This window comes from Pseudomonas sp. ABa2 (assembly GCF_056676075.1).
In genome coordinates this window covers 2,258,556-2,281,681 of the sequence record NZ_CM155239.1, presented here as the reverse complement: position 1 = coordinate 2,281,681, position 23,126 = coordinate 2,258,556, and the positions used below count along the sequence as shown (strand labels likewise).

The following is a 23,126-nucleotide window of genomic DNA, read 5'->3' as shown; positions in this document are numbered from 1 at the left end:
AGAGATTACCCCCCCATGACTCGCGACGCCCCTGCCTTCCACCCTCGCACCGCCTGGACCATCGCCTTCCTGCTGGCCTTCATGATGCTGGTCAACTTCCTCGACAAGGTGGTGATCGGCCTGGTGGCCGTGCCCATGACCCAGGAACTGGGCCTGACCCCGACCGAGTTCGGCCTGATCGGCGGCGCCCTGCACTGGTTCTTCGCCATCTCCGCGGTGATCGGCGGCTTTCTCGCCAACCGCCGGCCGACCCGCACCCTGCTGCTGGGCATGGGCCTGTTCTGGTCGCTGATCCAGCTGCCCATGCTGTTCGCCAGCTCGCTGTGGATGATCGTCGCCTGCCGCGTGCTGCTCGGCATCGGCGAGGGCCCCGCCTCGCCGGTGGCCACCCACGCGCTGTACAAGTGGTTCCCCAACGACCGCCGCAGCCTGCCGGTGGCCCTGCTGCATTCCGGCAGCGCCATGGGCCTGCTGGTGGCCGGCGCGATGATTCCCTGGATCAGCCTGAACTACGGCTGGCGGGTCAACTTCGCGGTGCTGGCCGCCATCGGCGCGGTGTGGTGCGTGCTGTGGCTGCGTTTCGGCCGCGAAGGCAGCCTCGACAGCCTGCGGGCCGGCCAGCTGGCGCCGGATGGCGAGCGCCTGCCCTACCGCCACCTGCTCAGCGACGGCAGCGTGCTGGGCAACTACCTCTGCCACTTCGCCGCCAACTGGTCGCTGGCGCTGACCCTGACCTGGGTGCCCAGCTACCTGGAGATCGGCCTGGGCATCGACCCGCTGAAAACCGGGCACATCTTCGTCATGTTCGTGGTGGTCACCACCCCGCTCAGCCTGTTCATGGCCTGGCTGTCGCAACGTCTGCTGCGCAGCGGCTACTCCTCGCGGGTGGCGCGCGGCGCCTTCGTCTCGGTGTGCCTGATCGCCAGCGGCCTGCTGTCGGCCTCGCTGATCCTCACCGAGCTGTCGGTCGCCACCCGCGTCGCCTGCCTGACCCTGAGCGGCGGCCTGGCCCTGGTGATGTACTCGGTGGGCCCGGCCATGCTCGGCGAGTTCACCCCCAGCAGCCAGCGCGGCGGCATCCTCGCCATCGGCAACGCGGTGGCCTCGCTGGCCGGCCTGTCGGCGCCGGTGATCACCGGCATGCTGGTACAGGGCGCCGGCGCCGCACATCCGCTGGGCTATGCCCAGGGCTTTCTGGTGTGCGGCGGCGTGCTGGTGGTGGCGGGCCTGATCGGCCTGGTGAGCATGAACCCGCAGCGCTCGCGCCAGCGCCTGCTGGCTCAGGAAGCGGTGTCGGGCGCCTGTTCGCGGGCCTGATCCGACTCCTCCGGGCTGCGCTCGATCAGGCTGCCGCGCCAGCGGCCGTCGCTCACCGCATCGAGCAGCAGCCCGCGCACCAGATCACGCATGCACGACGCCGCGAAGGACAGCGGCTTGTGCACCGAGTAGGCGATTGACACGGTGCGGGTGATGCGCGGCTCGACGATCAGCCGCGCCGCGGTGGACTCGAACAATTCCTCCAGCGGCGGCCAGTTGCAGATGGTCGCCGCCAGCCCATGGCGCACCAGGCTGGCGATCCCCGGCGCGGATTGCTGCTCGTAGACCACGTTGAGCGTCACCCCCGCCTCCATCGCCGCCTGCTCGATACGCCGGCGCAGGTGCAGGACCCGCGGCGCCATCACCAGGCGCGTGGCGCCGGCCTCGGCCAGACTGATCGGCGTGCCGCTCTCGGCGCTCGAGCCCGGCCCAACCCAGTACAGGTCCTCGGTGAAGATCGGCTCGGCGATCACGTGCTCCAGCTCCTCGGCGTTGGGCACCACGCCGAAATCCACCTTGCCCAGCTCGATGGACTGGCCGCCTTCGCGGGTCAGGCCGTCGCAGATGGTCAGGCTGATGCCGGGGAACTTGTCCGAGGCCCGGCGGATGATCTCCGGCAGCAGCAGCGCCGAGACCGTGGCCGGAATCGAGATGGACACGTGGCCCCTGGGGTCGCCGCGGGTCGACGCCAGCTCGTCCTTCACCGAATCGAGTTTCTGCACCACCGAGCGGGCCACCTCGTACAGCCGGCGCCCGGCGTCGGTCAACGCCACGCCGTCGTGCTGGCGCTCCAGCAGCTGCATCTCCAGCTCGCTCTCCAGCAGGCCGATCTGCCGGCTCAGGGCGGGTTGGGCGATATAGGCGCGACGTGCGGCGGCGGAGAAGCTGCCGGCCTCGGCGATGGCGATCAGGTAGCGGAGCTGCTTGAGGGTCATGCGGTTCTCTCTGGCTATGCCGAAGCGTTATGGCAACTATCCGAAGACACTATTTGTCGGCTTTTTCAGGCGCCCCTAGTATCGCCGAAACACCGCCATCCAGGGAGTAGGCATTACCCAGAGTTACCGCGCGAAACATTAAGTTTTTCCACCGGGACAATTAATTCGCGGCCTGCCCTATATCGCCAGACGAATTAAACGTTCGCCCCGAATATTGTCCGGACCAACTTATCGACAGCGCACCCACAACTTAACTATTCACTCGACAACAAAGAGGATAATGAGTGATGAGATGCAAAGCATCGGGCTTTATCAAGCCCCCTTATCTGCTGTTGCCGCTGAGCTGCCTGATCGGCTCGGCCGCCGCGGCTAACTTCCAGTTTGGCGAACTCGAAGCCCAACTGGATTCTTCGCTGTCGATCGGCACCAGCATCGCCACCGCCAATCCCGACCCGAAGCTGATGCAGAGTGCCAGCGGCGACGACGGTCGGCGCAATTTCGGCGCAGGCGACGCCTTCTCCGGCATCTTCAAGGGCACCCACGACCTGGAGCTGCGCCATGGCGACTTCGGCGCCTTCCTGCGCGGCAGCTACTGGTACGACTACGTGCTGCGCGACCGCGAGCAGCCGTTCAAGGACGTGGTCGACAACAACCGCAAACGCTCGGCGAAATCGGCCGGCGCCGAGCTGCTCGACGCCTTCGTCTACTACAACTACGCCGTCGCCGATCAGCCCGGCTCGGCCCGCCTGGGCAAGCAGGTGGTGAACTGGGGTGAGAGCACCTTCATCCAGGGCGGGCTCAACACGGTCAACCCCTACAACCTGTCGGCGCTGCGCCGGCCGGGCGCCGAGGTCAAGGAGGGCCTGGTGCCGGTGAACATGTTCTACCTGTCGCAGAACCTCAGCGACGCGCTCTCCGGCGACTTCTTCTACCAGCTGGACTGGGAGCAGACCCAGCTCGACAACTGCGGCACCTTCTTCTCCAGCAACGACTTCATGGCCGACGGCTGCGATGGCCTCGACGTCGGCAGCGTGCTGACCGGCATCCCGGCGGCGGTGGCGGCGCTGACGCCGTTCGGCGTCAACCTCACCGACGAGGGCATCCGCATCCCCCGCGGCCAGGACCAGGACGCCCGCAACGGCGGCCAGTGGGGCCTGTCGCTGCGCTGGTTCGCCGCCGAGCTGGATACCGAGTTCGGCGCTTACCTGGCCAACTACCACAGCCGCCTGCCCTATCTGGGCACCATCAGCAGTCCGTACTACAACAGCCCGGTATTCGGCAACGCGCTGGACAACGCCCTGCGCCTGGGCACCTCGCAGTACGTGGTGCAGTACCCCGAGGACATCCGCCTGTACGGCCTGACCTTCTCCACCAACCTGCGTACCGGCACGGCGCTGCAGGGCGAGGTCAGCTACCGGCCGAACATGCCGATCCAGTTCAACGGCACCGACGTCATCCAGTCGCTGCTCAACGACGCCGCGCGTTCGCCGCTGGTCGCCGAAGGCATCCGCCCGGCGCAGGCCGACAGCCTGTTCAACGGTTACCTGCGCAAGGAGGTGACCCAGGCCCAGGTCACCGCCACCCATTCCTTCAGCCAGGTGATGGGCGCCGATCAGCTGGTGCTGGTCGGCGAGGTCGGCGGCACCTGGGTCGGCGGCCTGGAAGGCAAGTTCGGCCCGCGCTACGGGCGCAACGGCACCTTCGGCAACGGCATCCTCGCCAGCGGCGCCTGCGCGTCCATCTCGAAGACGCCCGAGCACTGCAACGACCAGGGTTTCCTCACCTCCTTCTCCTGGGGCTACCGGCTGCGCGCCACCTGGAGCTATGCCAACGCCATCGCCGGCATCGACCTGCGCCCCAGCCTGTCGTGGCAGCACGACGTCGACGGCAACGGCCCCGGCGAAGGCTCGGCCTTCAGCGAAGGCTCCAAGGCCATCAGCCTCGGCCTCGATGCCACGCTGAACAACACCTACAACGCCAGCCTGGCGTACACCGACTATATCGACGGCGACTACGGCACCCGCGGCGATCGCGACTTCGTCTCGATCAGCCTGGGCGTCAATTTCTAAGCGGAGTCCCTGATGAACCACACCAAAACCCTGCTGCGCGGCGGCGCCCTGCTCTGCACCCTGCTGCTGGCCGGCTCGGCCCTGGCAGCCGTGACCGCCGAACAAGCGGCGCAGCTGCAAACCACCCTGACCCCCATCGGCGCCGAGCGCGCCGCCAGCGCCGACGGGCGCATCCCCGCCTGGGACGGCGGCCTGGCCAAGGCCAACCTGAGGCTGCTGGCCAACGGCATACCGGCCGATCCGTTCGCCGATGAGCAGCCGCTGCTGACCATCGATGCGAGCAACTACACCCAGCACCAGGAGCACCTCAGCCCCGGCCAGATCGCCCTGCTCCGGCGTTTCCCGGACAGCTACCGGCTGCCGGTCTACCCCAGCCACCGCAGCGTGGCGATCTCCGAGTCCGTGGCCCAGGCGGCCGCGCGCAACGCGGTCAACGCCAAGCTGAGCAATGGCGGCAACGGCGTGGAAGGTTTCGCTAGCGTGGTGGCCTTTCCCATTCCGCAGAACGGCCTGGAAGTGCTGTGGAACCACCTCACGCGCAACCGCAACCCCAGCTTCAGCCTGATCACCGACAGTGCCGCGCCGCAGAAGGACGGCGCCTACACCGTCATGACCACCCAGCAGTACTTCACCCGTGGCGAGGCGGTGCAGGGCCAGGCGCCCGACAAGGCGCGCAACATCCTCTACTACTACAGCCACAAGCTCACCGCGCCGGCGCGCATGGTCGGCGAGGTGGTGCTGGTGCACGAGACCCTCGACCAGGTCGCCGAGCCGCGTCTGTCCTGGGTCTACAGCGCCGGCCAGCGCCGCGTGCGGCGCGCGCCGAGCGTGGCCTACGACAGCGCCGGGCCGACCACCGCCGGCCTGCGCACCGCCGATGGCCGCGACATGTTCAACGGCGCGCCCGACCGCTACGACTGGCAGCTGGTCGGCAAGAAGACCCTCTACGTGCCCTACAACAGCTACCGCCTGGCCTCGCCCGAGCGCAGCTACGAGGCGCTGATCCAGCCCGGCCACGTCGCCCCCGAGGCCACCCGCTACGAGCTGCATCGGGTCTGGGAGGTGGTCGCCACCCTCAAGCCGGGCATGCGCCATATCTACAGCAAGCGCCATTACTTCATCGACGAGGACACCTGGGCGATCCTCGCCGCCGACCACTACGACAACCGCGGCGAGCTCTGGCGCGTCGGCGAGGCGCACAGCTTCTACCACCCGACCGGGCAGGCCGCGGTCAACGCCATGGAAGTGACCTACGACCTCAACAACGGCCGCTATCTGGCCTCGGGCCTGGTCAACGAACAGCGCCAGCCGTTCGACTTCAGCTACCGCGCCAGCGCCTCCGACTACTCGCCGGGCGCCCTGCGCAGCAAGGGCCTGCGCTGATGCTTTACCCGACTGCCGGCCCGTTGTGGGTCGGCGGTTTTTTTTGTGGCGGCCGCCCGAGATTCATCCGCGCCAGGCGCGACGCGCAGCCTTGTAGGCAGGGCCGGGCGGCGATCCGCTTTAGCCCACGCGGACTACCACTGGTGGGCTAAAGCCCACCCTACGGGACTTTGCCGACACTTAACGCAGACATAGCCGATAAATTCGCGCCCACAGGCGCCTTGCTCTGCCCCTCGCTCTGCAATCTGCCTCCGATCTTTCCGGTGCCCCATGATCCCTCCTCCTTTGCGCAAACCCCTGGCGCAAGCGCTGCTCGGCGGCGAAGAGCCCGACCCGCGTTTCACCCTGGCCAACGAACGCACCTTCCTCGCCTGGGCCCGCACCGCGCTGGCCCTGCTCGGCGGCGGCATCGCCGTGGAAACCTTCGCCGGTCAGGCCTTCGCGCCCTGGTTGCGGCTGTCGATCACCCTCAGCCTGCTGGCGCTGAGCCTGCTGCTGAGCCTCGGCGCCTGCCTGCGCTGGCTGGCGGTGGAGCGTGCCCTGCGCCACCGCAGCGCCCTGCCCCTGCCCGCTCTGGTGCCGGCGCTGGCGATCGGCGGCGGCCTGGCGGCGCTGTTGCTGCTGGTGCTGTTCGGGTGGCACGGGCATGGTTGATGCGGGGCTGCAGGCCGAACGCACCGAGCTGGCCTGGCGCCGTACCCAACTGTCGCTACTGGTGGTCGCCTGCCTGGCATTGCGCGGCGCACAGCCGGCGCTGATGCTGCTGGCGCTGGCCACCGCCCTGGTGCTCTGGGCCGGGCAGCGCAGGCGCTATCGCCACAGCCTGGCGATGCTCGACGCGGAACGCGGCCGGGCCAGGATCGGCACGGTGCTGGGCATCGGCCTGGTGCAGGTGAGCCTGTGCGTGCTGGCGATAGAAGCGGCCCTGGCAGGCCGCTGAAAGGCAGGCGCGACGCCCCTGGCGGGGCGCCGCGTGCAGCTCAGGGGGTGACCAGGTTGAAGTTCGACTTCGGCTGTTCCAGCCCGCCCAGCAGCTTGAACAGCTTCTGCCGCTCGCCGCTGACGACGATGGCGCCGTCTTTCGTCGCCTGGGCGAAGCTGGTCTGCTTGAGGGCGATGCGATCGAGCAGCGCCTTGCTCATGCTCAGCTCGATATCCGCCTGGGCATGGCGCGCGCCGCTGCGGTGGGTGAGCACGCCGTGGCGCAGGGTCAGGGCGTGCTCCTGCTCCAGGTCGGTGAAGCGCCAGTTGATCTGCAGGTCCTCGTCGGCTGCCTTGAGCGCATCGATGCGCACCGCCAGGTAGTCGAAGAACATGCTCGGGGTCAGCGCGCGCACCATGTCCGGCGCGCCGTTGCCCGCTCGCTTCGGGTTGACGCCCTGGCGCAGTTCCTGGGCGCCGCTGAGGTAGATGTTGCGCCAGGTGGCGTTCTCGCTCTGGTAGCCGAGCTGCTCCAGGGTGTCGGCCTGCAGTTCCAGGGCGGCGCGGTTGTCCGGCTCGTCGAACACCAGATGATTGAGCAGTTGCGCGCTCCAGCGGTAGTCGCCGGCGGCGAAGGCCTGGCGGGCGGTGTCCAGAACAGCCGCCGCGCCGCCCATGGCCGCCACGTAGCGCCGGCCCGCGGCTTCCGGCGGCAGCGGGTCGAGGTTGGCCGGGTTGCCGTCGTAGAAGCCCATGTAGCGCTGGTACACGGCGCGCACGTTGTGGCTCAGCGAGCCGTAGTAGTCGCGGCTGTACCACTTGCTGGCCAGGCGCGGCGGCAGGCTCTGCAGCTGCTCGGCGATCTCGGTGGAGGTCAGCCCCTGGTTGATCAGGCGCAGCGTCTGGCTATCGAGAAAGGCGTACATGTCGCGCTGGTCGGCCAGGTACTCGCGAATCCTTTCGCCACCCCAGGTCGGCCAGTGATGCTGTGCGAACAGCACCTCGGCCTCGTCGCCATAGCGCGCCAGCGACTCGCCCAGGTAGTGCGACCAGATCTTCGGATCGCGCACCAGCGCGCCGCGCAGGGTCAGCACGTTGTGCTGGGTGTGGGTGGCGTTCTCGGCCATGCACAGGGTCTTGAACTGCGGGAAGTACAGGTTCATCTCCGCCGGCGCCTCGGTGCCGGGGGTGAGCTGGAATTCGATCTCGACGCCGTCGATGCGGCGGGTCTCCAGCGGCTGGGCGATCAGCTCGCTGGGCGCGATCAGGGTCACCGTGGCATTGACCGGGGTGCTCTTGCCCAGGCCGGCATCCACCTGTCCGCGCTCGCCGCGCGGCAGCAGCGAGCCGTACATGTACTGCGCGCGGCGCATCATCGCCGGCCCGGCCAGTACGTTCTCGCTGACCGCGTGCTCGTAGAAGCCCTCCGGCGCGATCACCCGCACCTTGCCGGCCTTGACGTCGGCCTCGTCGATCACCCCGCGCACGCCGCCGAAATGGTCGACGTGCGAATGGCTGTAGATCACCGCCCGCACCGGCTTGCGCGGGCGGTGCCGGTAATACAGCTCGAGCCCGGCGCGGGCGGTCTCGGCGCTGATCAGCGGGTCGATCAGGATCAGCCCGCTGTCGCCCTCGATGATGGTCATGTTGGACAGGTCCATGCCGCGAATCTGGTAGATGCGTTCGCGCACCTCGAACAGGCCGGCGATGTTGTTCAACTGCGCCATGCGCCACAGGCTGGGGTTGACGCTGGCCGGCGCAGCGTTGCCGTCGAGGAAGTTGTAGGCCATGCGGTCCCACACCACCTGGCCCTTGGCGTTCTCGACGCGGCCGGCGAAGGCCTCGATCAGCCCGCGCCGGGCATCCGCGAAGCTGGTCTGATCCTCGAACGGCAGGCGTTGCAGCCAGGCCTGGTTGAGCGTGCGGGTGCTGTCGCTGGCCGGCTTGGCCGTCGCCGCGTCGGCCTGCGCCGCGGCGGAAAAAACGAGCGCCAGGGCGAGGGCGCTGAGGCGGAAAGTAGTCATGGGAAGTCCCGTGCTGTTCTTGTTGGAGTCGGTCGCGCCCGACTCTAGGGCGGCCTCGGCGCCCGCGCCAATATCAGAGGCGCATGCCTGCCATAACGCCCTGCAATGGCTCGCCCCCGGGCGGCGAACGTCAGCGGCGCCGTTGCAGGCCGCGGCTTCGTTCGACATAGGCGGCGAATTCCGCGTCCGGCACCATGCTGCCGCCGGTTCCCCAGATCAGGTGCGTGGCGTTCGCCAGCTGCGTCGCGGCGACGCCGATGCGGTCGAGGTAGGCGTCGGCGCCCAGCACCCTGAGCATCCCCGGCGCCCCCGCCAGGGCCGAGGGCTCCAGGCGCACCCGCTCCTCCTGATGGGCGATAGCCAGGAGCCGGTACAGCTCCTCGTCCGTGACCGTGTAGTAGCCGTCGATCAGCCGCTGCATCGCCCTGCCGACGAAGCCGGAGGGCCGGCCCACCGCCAGGCCGTCGGCCGCGGTGAGGTTGTCGATGCCGAAGTCCTGGACGCTGACCGCGTCGTGCAGCCCGGTGTACACCCCCAGCAGCATGCAGGGCGAATGGGTCGGCTCGGCGAAGATGCAGTGCACGGCATCGCCGAACACCAACTTGAGGCCGAAGGCGACGCCGCCGGGGCCGCCGCCGACGCCGCAGGGCAGGTAGACGAACAGCGGATGATCGCCATCGACCACCACCCCGGCCTCGGCGAACTGCCCTGCCAGGCGCTCCGCGGCGACGGCATAGCCGAGAAACAGCTGCGGCGAGTTCTCGTCGTCGACGAAATAACAGCTCGGGTCGGCCGCTGCCTGGCGACGGCCCTGCTCCACCGCGACGCTGTAGTCCGCTGCGTACTCGACCACCGTCACGCCATTGGCGCGCAGCTTGTCCTTCTTCCATTGCCGCGCATCCGAGGACATGTGCACGCAGGCCTGAAAGCCGAGCTTGGCGCTGATGATGCCGATCGACAGGCCGAGGTTGCCGGTGGAGCCCACCGCCACCTTGTAGCGGCCGAAGAACTGCCGCGCGGCATCGCTGGCCAGGGCCTCGTAGTTGTCGTCGAGGCGGATCAGGCCGGCCTGCAGGGCCAGATCCTCGGCGTGCTTGAGCACCTCATGGATGCCGCCACGCGCCTTGATCGAACCGGATATGGGCAGTTCGCTGTCCAGCTTGAGCCACAGCGAGCCGCTGCCAGGCAGGCCGGCCTCGTCCAGCAGCCGCTGGTGCAGCCTGGGCAGCGGCCGGATTGCCGACTCGATGATCCCGCCGCTGGCGGCGGTTTGCGGAAATACCTTGGCCAGGTAGGGAGCGAAGCGCTGCAGCCGCGCGCTGGCCCGGGCGACATCCTCCGCGCCCAGCCCCACGTCGGCCAGGGCCTCGGCGACCGGCGCGCTGGCCGGGTTGAACCAGGCGGTTTCGCGCAGCGCGACCAGCTCCTTGAGCAGCGGGTGACTGGCGTACCAGGCATCGAGGGTTTTGCCGTGAATCATCGTTGTTCCTGTCGACAGCTCTGCGCGACAAAGAGGCGCCGCGCACGTGTCGAACTTATCCGGCAAATCGCGGCGTCGAGCAAGGCGGCCGAGGCCGCGTGCCGTTACCGCGTCGCCCGCCCAGCGGTACGGGCACCTAGCCCTCCTCGGCCGGCGCGAGCATCCCTCCTGGGTTCAGGGCAGCGCCTGCGGCTCGCCGGGAACGCCGGCGACCGCTTCGACCAGGGGCGCCTGGCCACTTTGCAGGCGGATCTTGCGGAGCTGCTCGACCCGGCGCAGGTTGTCCCAGGCCAGGGCATAGTGAGCCGGCGATTGCTCGATGGCGCTGTGAAAGAACTGCTCGGCGATATCCAGCCGGCCCTCGATCAGGCAAACGTAGCCCACGTCGTTGCTGGCCTCGGCCCGACTGCCGACCTGCTCGAAAGCCGACAACGCCTCCTCGTAGCGCTCGCTCCTGGCCAGCAGCAGGCCGTAGTTGCGCCATAGCGGCTTATAGTTCGGCGCCAGGTCGATGCCGCGGCGATACTGACGCTCGGCCCCCGACCAGTCACCGGCCAGATACTGGGAATAGGCCAGGCTGTTGTGGGCCAGCGCCGAACCCGGGTCGATGCGCAGGCTCAGGCCGTAGTAGAGGGCTGCCGCGGCGAAATCGTTACGCAGATCGGCCAGCACGCCCATGCCGTTGTAGAGTTTGAGCGGCGACTGGCTGTCGACCTGCAACGCCTCGCCGGCGAAGCGTTTCTGGTCGATGGCCACTGCCGCGGTCAGTATCTGCGCGGCCTTCTCCTGACGGCGCAGGGCCAGTTGCAGCAGGCCCATTTCGGTCAGCGCCGCGAGGTTTTCCGCATCCTTGCCGAGCACCTCGGCAAAGGCCATCTCCGCCAACTGGTTATTACCCCGCTCGCGGTGGATGCGTCCGACCCAAACCAGCGCCGCGTAGCGCTCCGGGTCCAGTTCGAGGGCGCGCAGGTACTGGTACAGGGCCTGATCCAGGTCGCCCGCCCTATAGGCCATGGCGGCGATCTGCATGGCCTGCTCGGGCGAGTTGGCTTGCTTCTTCACCTGGTAGAGCAGCGAATTGTCGCCGGTATAGATCGAGCGCGTATTGCTCAACGGCTCCGGTCCCATGCTCTGACACCCGGACAGCACGACCATCGTAGTCAGTAGCAGACTGATCCTGTTCATTTCACACCTTCCCGAAGGCTTTGAGCACTCCAATGAGTGCGGGACCGATGGCCACCAGGAAAAAGCTCGGCCACAGGCAAAAGATTAGTGGGAATACCAGCTTGGTACCGATTTTCGCGGCCGCCTCCTCGGCTTTCTGGGTGCGCCGGTCGCGAAACTCTTCGGCATAGATACGCAGGGTATCGGCGACGCTGGTGCCAAAGCGGATGCTCTGTGCCAGCAGGCTGACCAGCCCGCGAATGTCCTCCAGACCGGTGCGCTCGGCCAGGTGTTTGAGCGCCTCGGTACTAGGAATGCCGGCACGGATTTCTGCGTTGACCAGGGCCAGTTCCACCGCCAGTTCCGCCTGACTGACCGACATTTCCTCAGCCACCCGTTCGATGGCCTGGGGCAAGGCCAACCCCGACTCCACGCAGACCACCATCAGATCCAGGGCATCGGGAAAGGCCACCAGTAGCCGGGTCATCCGCGCTTCCTTGCGCTTGTCCACATATACCGCTGGCGCCAACCAACCTACTACGAGCGCTCCTGCTGCCAACAACAGGCCACTGGTCAGGGAGACTTTAGGCAGTAAGGGCAATAACAACACTGCAGCTCCCAGCAACGATAGCGGCAGCAACAGACGGATTGCCCAGTACATTTGTACGGCTGAAGGCGAACGGTAACCGGCATGCATCAAAAGGTTGCGAGTGGCGGAAAGCTTACTGCCCTCGGTAGAGGAAAAACGCTGCCCCACCTGCTCCAACAGCAGTTGCAGGTTGCCCAGGGGGCGCGGGCCAGCGGACAGGTATCCATGGCCATGCTTGATCAAAGCTAGGCGACGCTGAACCGGATCCCGCAAGCCCATCACCAGTAAGGTTACTGTGATAACAGCGATCCCTACGCTCAAACCAATGCAGCCGATAAATACCAGGCGCGCTAATTCCTCGTTGCCCACGATACGATTGATCAAACTAAGCAGATAGTCCATGACAAACTCCCTCCCGTCGATGAGCAACCCTTAAACTTGGATCCGAATAATTTTTCGTATCCAAAAAACCCCCAGCAACATTGAAGCGAATGCCACCATAATCAGCTTCTGCCCAAGAGAGTCCATAATCATCACTGGCATGTACTCTGGGGTGGTCAACATGATCACAGCAGTCAAAACAAATGGGACAGACACCAGCACCCAGGCCGACATGCGTCCCTCAGCGGACAAGGTCTTGACCTTGCGCTGGAAACGAAAGCGTCCGCGAATCAGGCTGCTCAACCGTTCCAGTACCTCTGTCAGGTTGCCGCCGGTGTCGCGGTGGATCAGCACCGAAGTCACCAGCATCATCACCGTCATGCTCGGCATGCGTTCGAGCAGGCCGAGCATGGCCCGGCGCACGTCGTTGCCATAGTTGATATCGGCGAAGGTCAGGCCGAACTCATGGGCCACCGGGCCGCGGTGCTCCTCGGCCACCAGTTGCAGGGTCTCGTTGAACGGATGGCCGGCGCGCAGGGCACGGCACATCGCATCCAGGGCATCCGGCAGGCCCTCCTCGAACTGTGCAAAGCGCCTGCCGCGGTCGCTGGCGATCTTCAGCACCGGCAACCAGCACACCGCCAAGGCCACCGGCAAGGCCAGCCACCAGAACCGGGTGAACCACCACAGCAGCAGGCCGGCGGCCACCCCCAGCAGCAGACCGAGCAGCACCACCCGATAGGCGCGGTAATGATGCCCGGCCTGCTCGATCATCTGCGCCAGCGCTTCCATGGCCGGCAGCTGCTCCAGCCGCGCCTCCAGCGGCGACAGGCGACGCAGGTACTTCTGCCGCAGGATCGTCTGCATGTTCGGCAGGTTGCTGGCCTGCTCCAGCACGTGCAGACGCCCGCGGATGCGCTTGCGCACCTTGCCCGCCTCGCCGAACACCGGCACCACCAGTCCCTGGCTGAGGAGGAACACCGCGGCGAAGACCATGCCGAGGAAGGCCAGGATGAATTCGCTGGGAATCTGGTTCATGACTGTCCCTCCATCCATTCCGGACGGAACAGGTTCAGCGGCAGCTCGATGCCACGCTTGGCCAGCACGTCGCGGAAGGCCGGCACCATGCCGGTCGGTCGGTAGTCGCCGAGCACTTCGCCCTGCTCGCCGATGCCGCGGCGGACGAAGGCGAAGATCTCGGTCATGGTGATGATCTCGCCCTCCATGCCGTTGATCTCCTGCACGCTGACCAGCCGCCGCCTGCCATCCTCCTGGCGCTCCAGCTGGATCACCACGTCGATGGCCGAGGCGATCTGCTGACGCAAGGCCTTGATCGGAAAGGTCGCGCCGGTCATCGACACCATGTTCTCGATGCGCCCCAGGGCGTCGCGCGCGGTATTGGCGTGAATGGTGGTCAGCGAGCCGTCGTGACCGGTGTTCATCGCCGTCAGCATGTCCAGCGCCTCGGCGCCGCGCACCTCGCCGATGACGATGCGGTCTGGGCGCATGCGCAGGCTGTTGCGCACCAGCTCGCGCTGGTTGACCTCGCCGCGGCCCTCGATGTTCGGCGGCCGGGTTTCCAGGCGCACCACGTGCGGCTGCTGCAGTTGCAGCTCGGCCGAGTCTTCGATGGTGACGATCCGCTCGTTGTGCGGAATGAAGCTGGACAGCACGTTGAGCATGGTGGTCTTGCCGGTACCGGTACCGCCGGACACCAGCACGTTCAGCCGCCCGCGCACGATGGCCTTGAGCACCAGGGCGATGGCCGGGGTCAGGGTACCCATCTGCACCAGGCTCTCGGTGTTCAGCAGGTCCACGGCGAAACGCCGGATCGACATGCTCGGCCCGTCGATGGCCAGCGGCGGGATGATCGCGTTGACCCGCGAGCCATCCTTGAGCCGGGCGTCCACCAGCGGCGAGGACTCGTCGATGCGCCGCCCCAGGCTGGAAACGATGCGGTCGATGATGTTGAGCAGGTGCTGGTCGTCACGAAAGCGCACGTCGGTGCGCTGCAGCTTGCCGTGGCGCTCGACGTACACCGAGGCATGGCCATTGACCAGGATGTCCGACACGCTGTGGTCGGCCAGCAGAGGCTCCAGCGGGCCGAGCCCCAGCACTTCGTCGGTGATCTGCTTGATGATCAGTTGGCGGCTGCTGGCGCTCACCGGCGCCGAATGCTCGTCCAGCAGGCGCTGGCTGAGCTCGCGGATCTGCCGGCCGGCTTCATCCGGCTCGAGGGAGTCGAGCAGCGACAGGTCCATGACCTTGAGCAACTGCTGGTAGATCCTCTCCCGCCACTCGGCTTCCATCGGGTTGAGTCGCGACTTGGTCTCGTAGAGCGCATCCGGCGCACTGTTTTCCCAGGCCATGGGCGCCTCGGCGCTCTGTTCGCCGAGCACAAGCTCCTCGGGCACGGCCGTCGGCGGGCTCTTGACGGCTTGCTGGCGTAGGCGATTGCGAAATTCACTGAGCATGGTCTATCCCCTGAACAGTCGGCCAAAGGTGCGTTTCAGCAAGCCCTGCTCGGCAGCCTTGGTGCCGAGCAGGGCCTGGCTCAACTCGCGCATGCCGAGGGTCAGCGGGGCGCGCGGCGCATGCAGCTCCAGCGGTACCCCGGTGTTCTGGCTCTCGCTGACCACCAGGTAGTCGTTGGGCAGTTTCTTCAACGCCGTGCAGCGCAGCGCTTCGGCGATGTCCTGCAGGCTCACCGGCGCGGCCTTGTCGTAGCGGTTGACCACCACCTGCAAGCGCTCACTCTGCACGCCCAGTTCCTCACGCATGATGCGCACCAGACGGGTGGCGTCCTTCAGGTGGCTGAGGCTCTGCTGGACCAGGATATAGACCTGATCGGCCTGCTCCAGGGTAATGCCGGTGAGGTGGTCGATCTGCCGCGGCAGGTCCACCACCACCCAGTCGTAGGTGCTGCGTGCCAGCCGCAGCAGCGCCTCCAGCTGCTCCAGACGCACGTCCTGCGGCAGGCACAGCTCGCCGGAGCGGCCGCCCAGCACATGCAGGGTCGGGCTGAAATGGCTGCAGAAGCCGCGCAAGGCGACACCGTCCATGTCCTCGATCTGTTGCAGCACATCCACATGGCTGTGCGTCGGCAGCACGTCCAGGCAGTGGGCCACGCTGCCGAACTGCAGATCCAGGTCCAGCAACAGGGTATTGCCGCCGCGCGCACTCAACTGGTGGGCCAGGTTGCAGGCCAACAGGGTGGCGCCCGAGCCACCCTTGGCATTGATCACCGCGATCAGCTTGCCGCCCGAGGTTTGGCCGGCCTGGGTTTCCTGGATCATCCGCCCCAGGGCGGCCAGAAGTTCGTCGGCGGCCACCGGCTCGGGCAAAAAATCGCGGGCGCCGGCCTGCATCGCCAGGCGGATGCCTTCGCGCTCCTCCAGCGGGCCACAGACTAGCAAGGGCGGCCGCTCATGGGCCGGGCGCAGGAGCAAGGCCGCCAGCTCCTCGCGCCACAGATGGCTGACCCGCAACAGCAGGAAGTCGGGCATCCGTTCCAGGTCGTATAGCGGGTCGGTATGCCCGTTGCTAACCAGTCGCGTGCTCACCTGCAGGTTTGGCAGACGCTGGCTCACCGTGCGCAGATGATTGAGGGCAGACGCGTCGCGGCTGCTGATCAGCAGCTGCAAGCCACGCTTGCCGGCCGCGCGCGCGGCCGTCGGCGCTTCACTGGACTTCAACATGATGTGTCTCCACCCTCGCCATCGGAGCCGAGGCTTTCGCGGGGCAAGGTCGCCCTGAACACCGGCAGGCTGACGCCCCCAGCGAATCCAGGAATGAGTAACGTAAAGGCAAAGTTCTCGATGCTGAGCTGAACGAAACGGATCGAACTCAAGTTCGACGGATCATTGGGGCTGGCTACCACGGCGCCGTTCTCGTCCAGATAAACCAGATTCAGATCGGCCGTATCCAGGTTGCCGATCAGATCGCTGGCACCCTCGTCGTTCGCCGCATTGAAGATCGCCCGCCGCAGCACCACCGGGTCGCTGATCTGGCAGACCGCCGCCAGCCGCGCACCCCGCCGCACCACTTCGTTCAAGGTGCCGACGGTGAAGTACAGGCGGCCCATTTCCAGCACGCCGAACAACAGGGTGAACAGCAGCAGGCCGATGATGGCGAACTCCACCACGTACACCCCCTGCATGCGTTTTCCGTTCATCACAGCACCCTCATGACCACGCTGGAATTCAGCGTGATGCCCAGGACAATCGGTTCGCCGAAGAAGGTCGGCAGTGCGGCGCCGATCACCGGACGGAACAGGTAGGCGATACTGACCCGCACGTGCTCGCCGCCGACCGGCTCGACCGTCACGTCGGCGGTCGTCAACTGCGGTACCACCGGCGGGTAGCCGCCTGGGTTGGCCGGCACGCCATAGACGGCGACGCTCTTGGTCTTGCTCTGCAGATCGCCGTTCAGATCGATCTGCCCCAGGGTCGCATTCCAGGCTTGCCCGGCGACATAGCGACCGGCGTCGCGGCTGGCCTGCAGCAGGCTGTTGTAGTGGTAGAGCATGCGGCCGAACTCGCCGATGGCCAGCAACAGCAACAGCAGCAACGGCAGGGCGATGGCGAACTCCACCATGGCCACGCCGCGCTGAGCCTGGTCGGGCTTGAATGAATGAACGTGCATAAGCACCTCCCAGTAACTGGGTCCACCGCGTAGCCCGGAAGCAATCCGGGAACGGAGTTGCACGGGGCTCCTGCCTCCCCCGGATTGCATCCGGGCTACAACGACCGCTAACCGGTCGACACTGCGCCTAGGAATCCGGGCTCGGCGTCGTCGGGTCGAGATAGGTCTTGTAAAGCTGAATGATCTTCGGCCCCACGTCGTCCAGTACCGGCCCGGGCACGCTGTCTCCAGCACAATCGGTGACGAACTGGCCGAAGATCTGCGCCTGGTTGCCTTGCTGGCTGACCGTCTGCACCAGAAAGAAGCAGCCGTAGCCCAGCACCGGCACCGAGGTCTGTCCGCCGGAGGCGCCGTCGCAGTCGCCCACCACTATCTTCAACAGGCGTCGCTCGAACACCCCGTTGGCCTCGCAACCGCTCGGGCAGCCGGCAACGCTGTCAACCCAGTCGTTGTAGTCGAGCAGTGCGCCGCTGCTGGTGTACAGATCGCCGCCACTGGATTGGACCTGCTGGTTCTGGTGCACCACATTGGGCTCGGCGTAGGTCATGCGCGGGGTGGTGAAGCTGGTCACCAGATCCGGCGGGCAGGCCGCGGCACTGACCGGCCCGTTGTACACCCCGAAGCGGGTATTCAGACCCTGGGCCACCGGGCCCACGCTGTTGCCCGGCTCGGTCTCAACCGGCTCGCCCGTGGTCAGACACTGGTCGATGCCCTCGCACAGGGCGTCGCGGATATCGTCGGCACCGGTGTTGTCGCCCAGACGGATCAGCTGGAAGTTGCCGGGGCCGATGGCCGGCGCGTTGCCGGCGGCGCTCTTCAACACTTCCAGGTCGCCGAAGCGATAGCCCCAGAACAAGCCATTGCCCGGGTCGTACTGATCGGCATCGCCACAGACCATCAGGGGCGCCAGGTTGCAGGGTGCGGTCTGGCTCGGCCCGGCGGTGGCGATTGCCGCCACCGCCTTGTCGCCGAGGTTGCTCGCGGCGAACGCTTCGGCGAAATCCCAGAAGAACCGGCTCAAGGAATAATTGGCCACCGTCACCCGCACGAAACGGGCATCGGTTGGCCCCGGGTAGGCGAAAGGCCCTTCGACGCTGGTGGCCAGCTGCACCACGGCAAAGGCGCCGACGCCACCGGCGGCGCTGATGGCGTCGGCCAGTTCGCCGTTGCCGGCTGCGTCGGCATTGAGCGCCAGGGTAGCGAGCGCCGCATCGCGCGCCAGGCTCGAGGCATTGCCCGAGCCCATGACCTGGCTCAGGGTCTTGGCGCCGCTCAGCGCCGCGGCGTCCACGGCACTCTGCAGGCGGGTCTTGTTCACCAGCATATGGCCGCCGTCCAGGGCCAGCGCGGCCATCAGCAACATGGCCGCCAGTGCTACCACGACCAGCACTATCACCGCCCCCCGCTGACGACGTGGCAGCGGACGAAACGACCGGTGCATACGGGGGTTCATGCTCGTGCCCTCAGTTGCCGATATTGATCTGGATGGGCTGACCGACCTGCTGCGCGTCACCGGTCACCCCGCGATAGCTGTCCATGACCTTTTCCGTCAAGGGTCCATCGGTACCCGTGGCGGAGACATCGCTACCAGGAGCGGCCGCCTGCGCCTTGTCGGCGATCTGCTGGTAGTGGATGTCATAGATGGTGGAGCCCAACGGGCCCACCCGGCCCTCGTCGTAGCTCATGCAGCCGGCCAAGGCTGACGCCAGCAGGCACAGGGCAATCGTGGTTTTCATGGTCGCTGCCTCCAATCGTTGCTCTTGCGAGGCCCGCCAGGGCGAACCTCATTGCACATTTGCAGCCCGTGTAAGCGCCAGCTTGACGATCCGGCACACCGGCTATCCCTTGCTGCATCGCCAGCAAGCTGGCGCCTGCAGCTGTAACTACTCAAGATCGTGGCCGAAACTTCCCTCGCTGACGCCCAGGCTGACGGGTACCTGCCGCCCCATTTGGCGTCCCTTGGTCTTGCCGAGCAGGTAGAAATCCAGATCGCTCGGCTCGACGAACTTCTCGGTGGGCAGACGCACGCTGCGGGCATCTATGGGTTTGGCCAGGTGCGGCGTTACCAGGATCACCAGTTCGGTTTCGCCATTGAGGAACTGCTGGCTGCGGAACAGGTGACCAAGCACCGGGATATCGCCCAGTCCCGGAAAACGGCTGACGAAATCGCGGGTGTTCTCGCTGATCAAACCGGCAATGGCGATGGTCTGGCCGTTGCCCAGCTCGACAGTGGACTGCGCGCTGCGCTTGGTCAGCGACGGAATCACCTGGGTCACCCCGTCGCCCAGAACGCTGTCCAGGCCGGTGTCCAGCACCAGCGAGTTGACGTTGGAAAGTTCGCTGACCGAGACATTCAGGTTGAGGTTGATACGCCCCGAGTCGAGCACCACCGGGAGGAATTTCACCCCCACGCCGAACTCCTTGAACTCGATGGTGATGCCATCGTCCTCGGTGATCGGCACGGGAAACTCGCCGCCGGAAATGAACTCCGCCTGCTGCCCGGTGAGGGTGGTCAGAGTCGGTTCCGCCAGGACCTTGGCCGAACCGTTGTCCTTGGACGCCTCCAGTACCACGTTGAACAGGAACTCGTCGGAGAGGAACTGGGCGAAGATGCCCTTGCCGCTGCCGATCAGGCTGGTCGGGTCGGGAATGATGAAGCCGTCGTTCACCGGATCGGGGACGAAGCCCAGGGGAATGCCGCCCGCGCCGGTGCCACTGTTGAAACCGCCGCCGGACCAGCGTCCGGAGGAGCCGAAGTCCAGGGCGTTGAAGCGCACGTTGAGGTTCTTGAACAGGTTGCGCTGGATCTCCGCCACCTTGACCTCCAGCATCACCTGCTGGCTTCCGCCGACGGTGAGCAGGTTGATCACCTCCAGCGACTGCGTCGGCGCCGCCGCGGCTGCCTCGCCCTCGCCCTGCACCACGCTGGCGCTTTGCGCGGTGTAGCTCTTGGCCAGCTTGATCGCGGTATCCATCACGGCGGCGCTGCTGACCTGACCGCGCAGCACCAGGGCGCCCTGGGCGCTGAACACCTCGATGCGCTCGTTGGGCATCAGCTGATGCAGCTTGCCTTTCAGGCCGCCCAGATCGTGCACCACTTCCAGATCGAGGCTGTCGATCAGGCGGTTGTCGCCATCCCACAGCAGCACGTTGGTGCTGCCCAGGGAGCGACCGAGCAGATAGAGCTGGGTCGGGCTGGTGATCAGGATATCGGCGATCTCCGCATTGCCCACCGAGACCCGTTTCACCGGCGCACGAGTGGTCAGTACCCGCGACTTGTATATCGGCACCTGGATATTGCTGATATTGGCGGCCGGCATCGCGGCCACCGCCGATGGCGCTTCGGCTGCCTGCACCGCGGCACCCGACAGCAGCCAGGCGCCTAGCACGTACAACGCAAAGGTCCCGAGTCTCTGGATGTTATCCATGTCCTGCTCCTTTCTGGGTATGCCGCTTTGCCTGATTGCAGGGGGCGTCGAACGGTTCCGATGCCGGCACCTGGCCTCTCTACAGCTGTACCTTGCTCACCTCGACAGCGGTGCCGCGGATAATGGTGACGCCGCCGCCATCACTGCCGCGGCGTACCGCCGGCTTGAGCGCCTTGACGACCGGAGCCGGTGCAGGCGCCGCAACCGGGGCCACCGGCTTGTCGACGACCTCCGGCTTTTTCTGGTCGTTCAGCGGGTTGCGCAGCGCCAGCTGCAACTTGCCTTCGGTTTGCGCCTTGACCAGTACCTCGGCCTCTTCGCTGGTCATCTCCAGGGTCACCGCGCGCACCACCACCGGTTGGGTCTTGTCGGTGCTGGCGGTCTGGTCGACGGCGAGCACCCGCAGGTCTTCGAGGATGGTTTTCGATTCGGCTTCGTTGTTGTTGCCACTCTTCTTGGTGGCCAGTACATCGACGCGGTTGCCCGGCAGCAGGAAGCCGCCAACGCCCACCACATCGTCGACCCGCACCGACACTGCCCGCTTGTTCGCCTCGATCAGCGAGGCCAGGGTGCTGCCGCCCAGGTGCTCGGCCAGGCGCGCACCACGCAGGATGTCGCCGCGCAACATGGTGAAGGTGGCGATCTTGCCGACCACCTTGTCCGCGGCATCGAAGGCATCGTCCGGCGCGGTGCCCCTGGGCATGCGCACCACGGTCACGTGCTGGGCCTCGACCATCTGCCCGAATGGAATCTCCACGGTGCTGACCACCACGTTCTGCAGGTTGTCGTCCGGGCTGGCATTGAGCCGGGCGCTGAGCCAGTTGTTGGCCATCCAGGCGGCGCCCAGGCCGAGCATCAGGGAAAGGGCTACCAGGGTGAGAGTACGCGCGCTCATGTCTGTATCTCCTTATCCAAGAAAGTCGAGTTGGACGAAGTAGTTGCGCCAGGCCCACTCCAGCTCGCGCGGGGACAGCGGCCCGGAGCCATCGAGGTAACGCTGGCGATCCAGCGCCATGCCCAGCAGGTCGCGCGGGTGGCAGGGCACCAGCGGCATGCCCTCGGTCTCGTACAGACCTTGCAGCACATAGCGCAGCAGGATCGGGTCGTAGGCGATACCCAGGCGCTCGCATTCCTGGCGCCAGATGCGCTCGTACTCGTGGGGTTTGAGGTAGTCGAAATGCAGCTTGTAGCCGATGCGCCGGAGGAAGGCCTCGTCGGCCAGCTCCAGCGGGTTGAGGTTGGTGGAGAACACCAGCACCAGGTCGAACGGCAGCTCGCAATGCCGCCCACCGCCGAGATTGAGGAAGTCGCGTTTCTCCTCCATCGGCACGATCCAGCGATTGAGCAGCTCGGCCGGCGCCATGCGCTGGCGTCCCATGTCGTCGATGATGAACAGGCCATTGCTGGCCTTGAGCTGCAGCGGCGCCTGGTACTGGCGGCTGAATGGGTCGTAGCGGATATCCAGCTGCTCCATGCTCAGCTCGCCGCCGGTGATCACCACCGGGCGCCGGCAACACAGCAGACGGCGGTCGATGCCTTCGTTGAGCATCAGGCTGTTTGCCTGCCCGTCGTCATCCAGACGCTGATGCACCTGGGGATCGTAAATTTCGATCACGGCGTCGTTGATGGCGATGGCGTAAGGCACCCAGACGGCCTCGGCGAACAGACGGATCAGACGGCTGCTGATGTAGGTCTTGCCGGTGCCGGCCGGGCCGTAAATCATTATGGCGCGCCCGGAATTCAAGGCCACGCCCAGTTGATCGAGCATGGCCTCGGACAGCACCACGCTGGCGAAGGCCGCATGCATGTCCCGCGAGGTGATGCGGCCATGGTGGATGGTCTGCACCTTGAGCAGCGAACGGTAGCCGCTCACCGGATAGGGCGCCGCGCCGATATAGCCGCTGCGCGTCAGGGCATCGCGGGCGGCGCTGCGGCCACGCTCGGTCAAGCCATAGCGCAGCCCCTGGCTGGCCGCCTGCGCGCCGGCCTGGCCCAGCACCTCGACCCGGCCATCCTTGCGCAGAAAGGCCAGAATCTCGTCCAGCACCGCGCCGGTCAGCGCAAGACGCTCGACCAGCTGCGGCATGGCCAGCACCCCGGCATCGTGCAGGTGCTTGCACACCAGGTCGCCGAGAAAGTTGTCCGCCAGGCCGGTTTCACTGATGCTCCGCGGCTGCGGAGCCAGGCGCTCTACGGCTTCGCGTTCGCTGGGGTAGGCATCGCTGTCGCTGACTGCATACATGACGTGCCTCCCGGGTCATTGGGCGAAATGCAGCCAGTACAGACTGGCCAGGGTGCCCAACAAAATCGCCACCGAATAAGGAAAGGGCTTGCCGGCCACTTCATCAGCCGCCGGGGCCAGATAGGCGCGGGCCTTGAGCATCAGGCCGTAACGCCCCAGGGTCTGTAGCAATTGACCGTTTAGCAGCACGATCAACAAGCCGCACAGGCCTCCGGCAATCAGGCTGAACAGCGCCGCCCACAACGCACTGCTCGGCGTCATAAACACTCCGACCATGGCCATCAGCTTGACATCGCCGGCAGCCATGCCACCTAAAGCGTATAGCGGTAGCAGAACCGCAAAACCGACCAGCATGCCCAATAATCCATCGGCAACCCCTGCTAGTCCCCAGAAATAGGCTTGGCTTGCCAAGCCAGAACCAAGCCCTACCAGAACCAATAGGTTAGGTATGCGGTGCCACCGCAGATCCCACAGCACCGCAGTACCCAGTAGCACCAACAGCAGTGCAACTGAGCCCAGTTGCACTACCCAAACGTCTGATATGTCCAT

Annotated in this window: 21 protein-coding genes; 5 read left to right on the top strand and 16 right to left on the bottom strand. The window is 66.2% G+C overall.

The window, feature by feature from the left end; genetic code table 11:
- Nucleotides 1-15: 15 nt before the first annotated feature.
- Nucleotides 16-1,317 (top strand): MFS transporter, encoded by a 1,302-nt coding sequence (locus tag AC1G9C_RS11170; protein ID WP_480410211.1) that lies wholly within the window; start codon nt 16-18, stop codon nt 1,315-1,317.
- Here AC1G9C_RS11170 and AC1G9C_RS11165 read toward each other — a convergent pair.
- Nucleotides 1,281-2,252, bottom strand: coding sequence for a LysR family transcriptional regulator (locus AC1G9C_RS11165; RefSeq protein WP_480410210.1), 972 nt, complete (start codon nt 2,250-2,252; stop codon nt 1,281-1,283). The two genes, AC1G9C_RS11170 and AC1G9C_RS11165, sit on opposite strands and share 37 nt — an antisense overlap.
- Before the next feature lie 287 nt (nt 2,253-2,539).
- Here AC1G9C_RS11165 and AC1G9C_RS11160 point away from each other — a divergent pair, with 287 nt between their 5' ends.
- The 4 genes from AC1G9C_RS11160 (at nt 2,540) to AC1G9C_RS11145 (ending at nt 6,644) form a co-directional block, all read left to right on the top strand.
- The gene (locus tag AC1G9C_RS11160) at nt 2,540-4,321 is read left to right on the top strand and encodes a DUF1302 domain-containing protein (RefSeq protein WP_480410209.1); all 1,782 of its coding nucleotides are present in this window, start codon (nt 2,540-2,542) and stop codon (nt 4,319-4,321) included.
- A 12-nt stretch (nt 4,322-4,333) separates the two neighbouring features.
- Nucleotides 4,334-5,704 (top strand): DUF1329 domain-containing protein, encoded by a 1,371-nt coding sequence (locus AC1G9C_RS11155; protein WP_480410208.1) that lies wholly within the window; start codon nt 4,334-4,336, stop codon nt 5,702-5,704.
- 270 nt (nt 5,705-5,974) lie between these two features.
- Entirely contained in the window at nt 5,975-6,358 is a 384-nt protein-coding gene (locus AC1G9C_RS11150; protein WP_480410207.1) for a YidH family protein, read from the top strand.
- On the top strand, nt 6,351-6,644 hold the full coding sequence (locus AC1G9C_RS11145) for a DUF202 domain-containing protein (protein WP_480410206.1): 294 nt from the start codon (nt 6,351-6,353) through the stop codon (nt 6,642-6,644). The genes AC1G9C_RS11150 and AC1G9C_RS11145 overlap by 8 nt, the downstream gene beginning before the upstream one ends.
- Before the next feature lie 40 nt (nt 6,645-6,684).
- Here the strand turns inward: AC1G9C_RS11145 and AC1G9C_RS11140 are convergent, their stop codons facing one another.
- The 15 genes from AC1G9C_RS11140 to AC1G9C_RS11070 form a co-directional block, all read right to left on the bottom strand.
- A complete protein-coding gene (locus AC1G9C_RS11140; RefSeq protein WP_480410205.1) occupies nt 6,685-8,649 on the bottom strand; it encodes an alkyl/aryl-sulfatase in 1,965 nt (654 codons plus the stop codon).
- A gap of 130 nt (nt 8,650-8,779) precedes the next feature.
- On the bottom strand, nt 8,780-10,129 hold the full coding sequence (dsdA, locus tag AC1G9C_RS11135) for a D-serine ammonia-lyase (RefSeq protein WP_480410204.1): 1,350 nt from the start codon (nt 10,127-10,129) through the stop codon (nt 8,780-8,782).
- A gap of 174 nt (nt 10,130-10,303) precedes the next feature.
- Nucleotides 10,304-11,314, bottom strand: coding sequence for a tetratricopeptide repeat protein (locus tag AC1G9C_RS11130; RefSeq protein WP_480410203.1), 1,011 nt, complete (start codon nt 11,312-11,314; stop codon nt 10,304-10,306).
- A 1-nt stretch (nt 11,315) separates the two neighbouring features.
- Entirely contained in the window at nt 11,316-12,284 is a 969-nt protein-coding gene (locus AC1G9C_RS11125) for a type II secretion system F family protein (protein WP_480410202.1), read from the bottom strand.
- A 30-nt stretch (nt 12,285-12,314) separates the two neighbouring features.
- Nucleotides 12,315-13,301: a type II secretion system F family protein gene (locus tag AC1G9C_RS11120; RefSeq protein ID WP_480410201.1), complete on the bottom strand. Its 987-nt coding sequence runs from the start codon at nt 13,299-13,301 to the stop codon at nt 12,315-12,317.
- Nucleotides 13,298-14,737, bottom strand: a complete 1,440-nt coding sequence (locus AC1G9C_RS11115) for a TadA family conjugal transfer-associated ATPase (RefSeq protein WP_480410200.1) — start codon at nt 14,735-14,737, stop codon at nt 13,298-13,300. The genes AC1G9C_RS11120 and AC1G9C_RS11115 overlap by 4 nt, the downstream gene beginning before the upstream one ends.
- Nucleotides 14,738-14,740: 3 nt before the next feature.
- Entirely contained in the window at nt 14,741-15,961 is a 1,221-nt protein-coding gene (locus AC1G9C_RS11110; protein ID WP_480410199.1) for an AAA family ATPase, read from the bottom strand.
- Entirely contained in the window at nt 15,955-16,437 is a 483-nt protein-coding gene (locus AC1G9C_RS11105) for a TadE/TadG family type IV pilus assembly protein (RefSeq protein ID WP_480410198.1), read from the bottom strand. The genes AC1G9C_RS11110 and AC1G9C_RS11105 overlap by 7 nt, the downstream gene beginning before the upstream one ends.
- Nucleotides 16,437-16,907, bottom strand: coding sequence for a TadE/TadG family type IV pilus assembly protein (locus AC1G9C_RS11100; RefSeq protein WP_457787225.1), 471 nt, complete (start codon nt 16,905-16,907; stop codon nt 16,437-16,439). Before AC1G9C_RS11100 ends, AC1G9C_RS11105 begins: the two co-directional genes overlap by 1 nt.
- Nucleotides 16,908-17,034: 127 nt before the next feature.
- Complete coding sequence (locus AC1G9C_RS11095) at nt 17,035-18,348, bottom strand: pilus assembly protein TadG-related protein (protein WP_480410197.1); 1,314 nt, start codon at nt 18,346-18,348, stop codon at nt 17,035-17,037.
- Nucleotides 18,349-18,370: 22 nt separating this feature from the next.
- Entirely contained in the window at nt 18,371-18,643 is a 273-nt protein-coding gene (locus tag AC1G9C_RS11090) for a hypothetical protein (protein ID WP_480410196.1), read from the bottom strand.
- A 147-nt stretch (nt 18,644-18,790) separates the two neighbouring features.
- Entirely contained in the window at nt 18,791-20,335 is a 1,545-nt protein-coding gene (locus AC1G9C_RS11085; RefSeq protein WP_480410195.1) for a type II and III secretion system protein family protein, read from the bottom strand.
- 79 nt (nt 20,336-20,414) lie between these two features.
- Nucleotides 20,415-21,230 carry a Flp pilus assembly protein CpaB gene (cpaB, locus tag AC1G9C_RS11080; protein ID WP_480410194.1) on the bottom strand — a complete coding sequence of 272 codons (816 nt, stop codon included), beginning with the start codon at nt 21,228-21,230 and terminating at the stop codon, nt 20,415-20,417.
- 12 nt (nt 21,231-21,242) lie between these two features.
- Nucleotides 21,243-22,577 carry an AAA family ATPase gene (locus AC1G9C_RS11075; RefSeq protein WP_480410193.1) on the bottom strand — a complete coding sequence of 445 codons (1,335 nt, stop codon included), beginning with the start codon at nt 22,575-22,577 and terminating at the stop codon, nt 21,243-21,245.
- Nucleotides 22,578-22,592: 15 nt separating this feature from the next.
- Complete coding sequence (locus AC1G9C_RS11070) at nt 22,593-23,126, bottom strand: A24 family peptidase (protein WP_480410192.1); 534 nt, start codon at nt 23,124-23,126, stop codon at nt 22,593-22,595.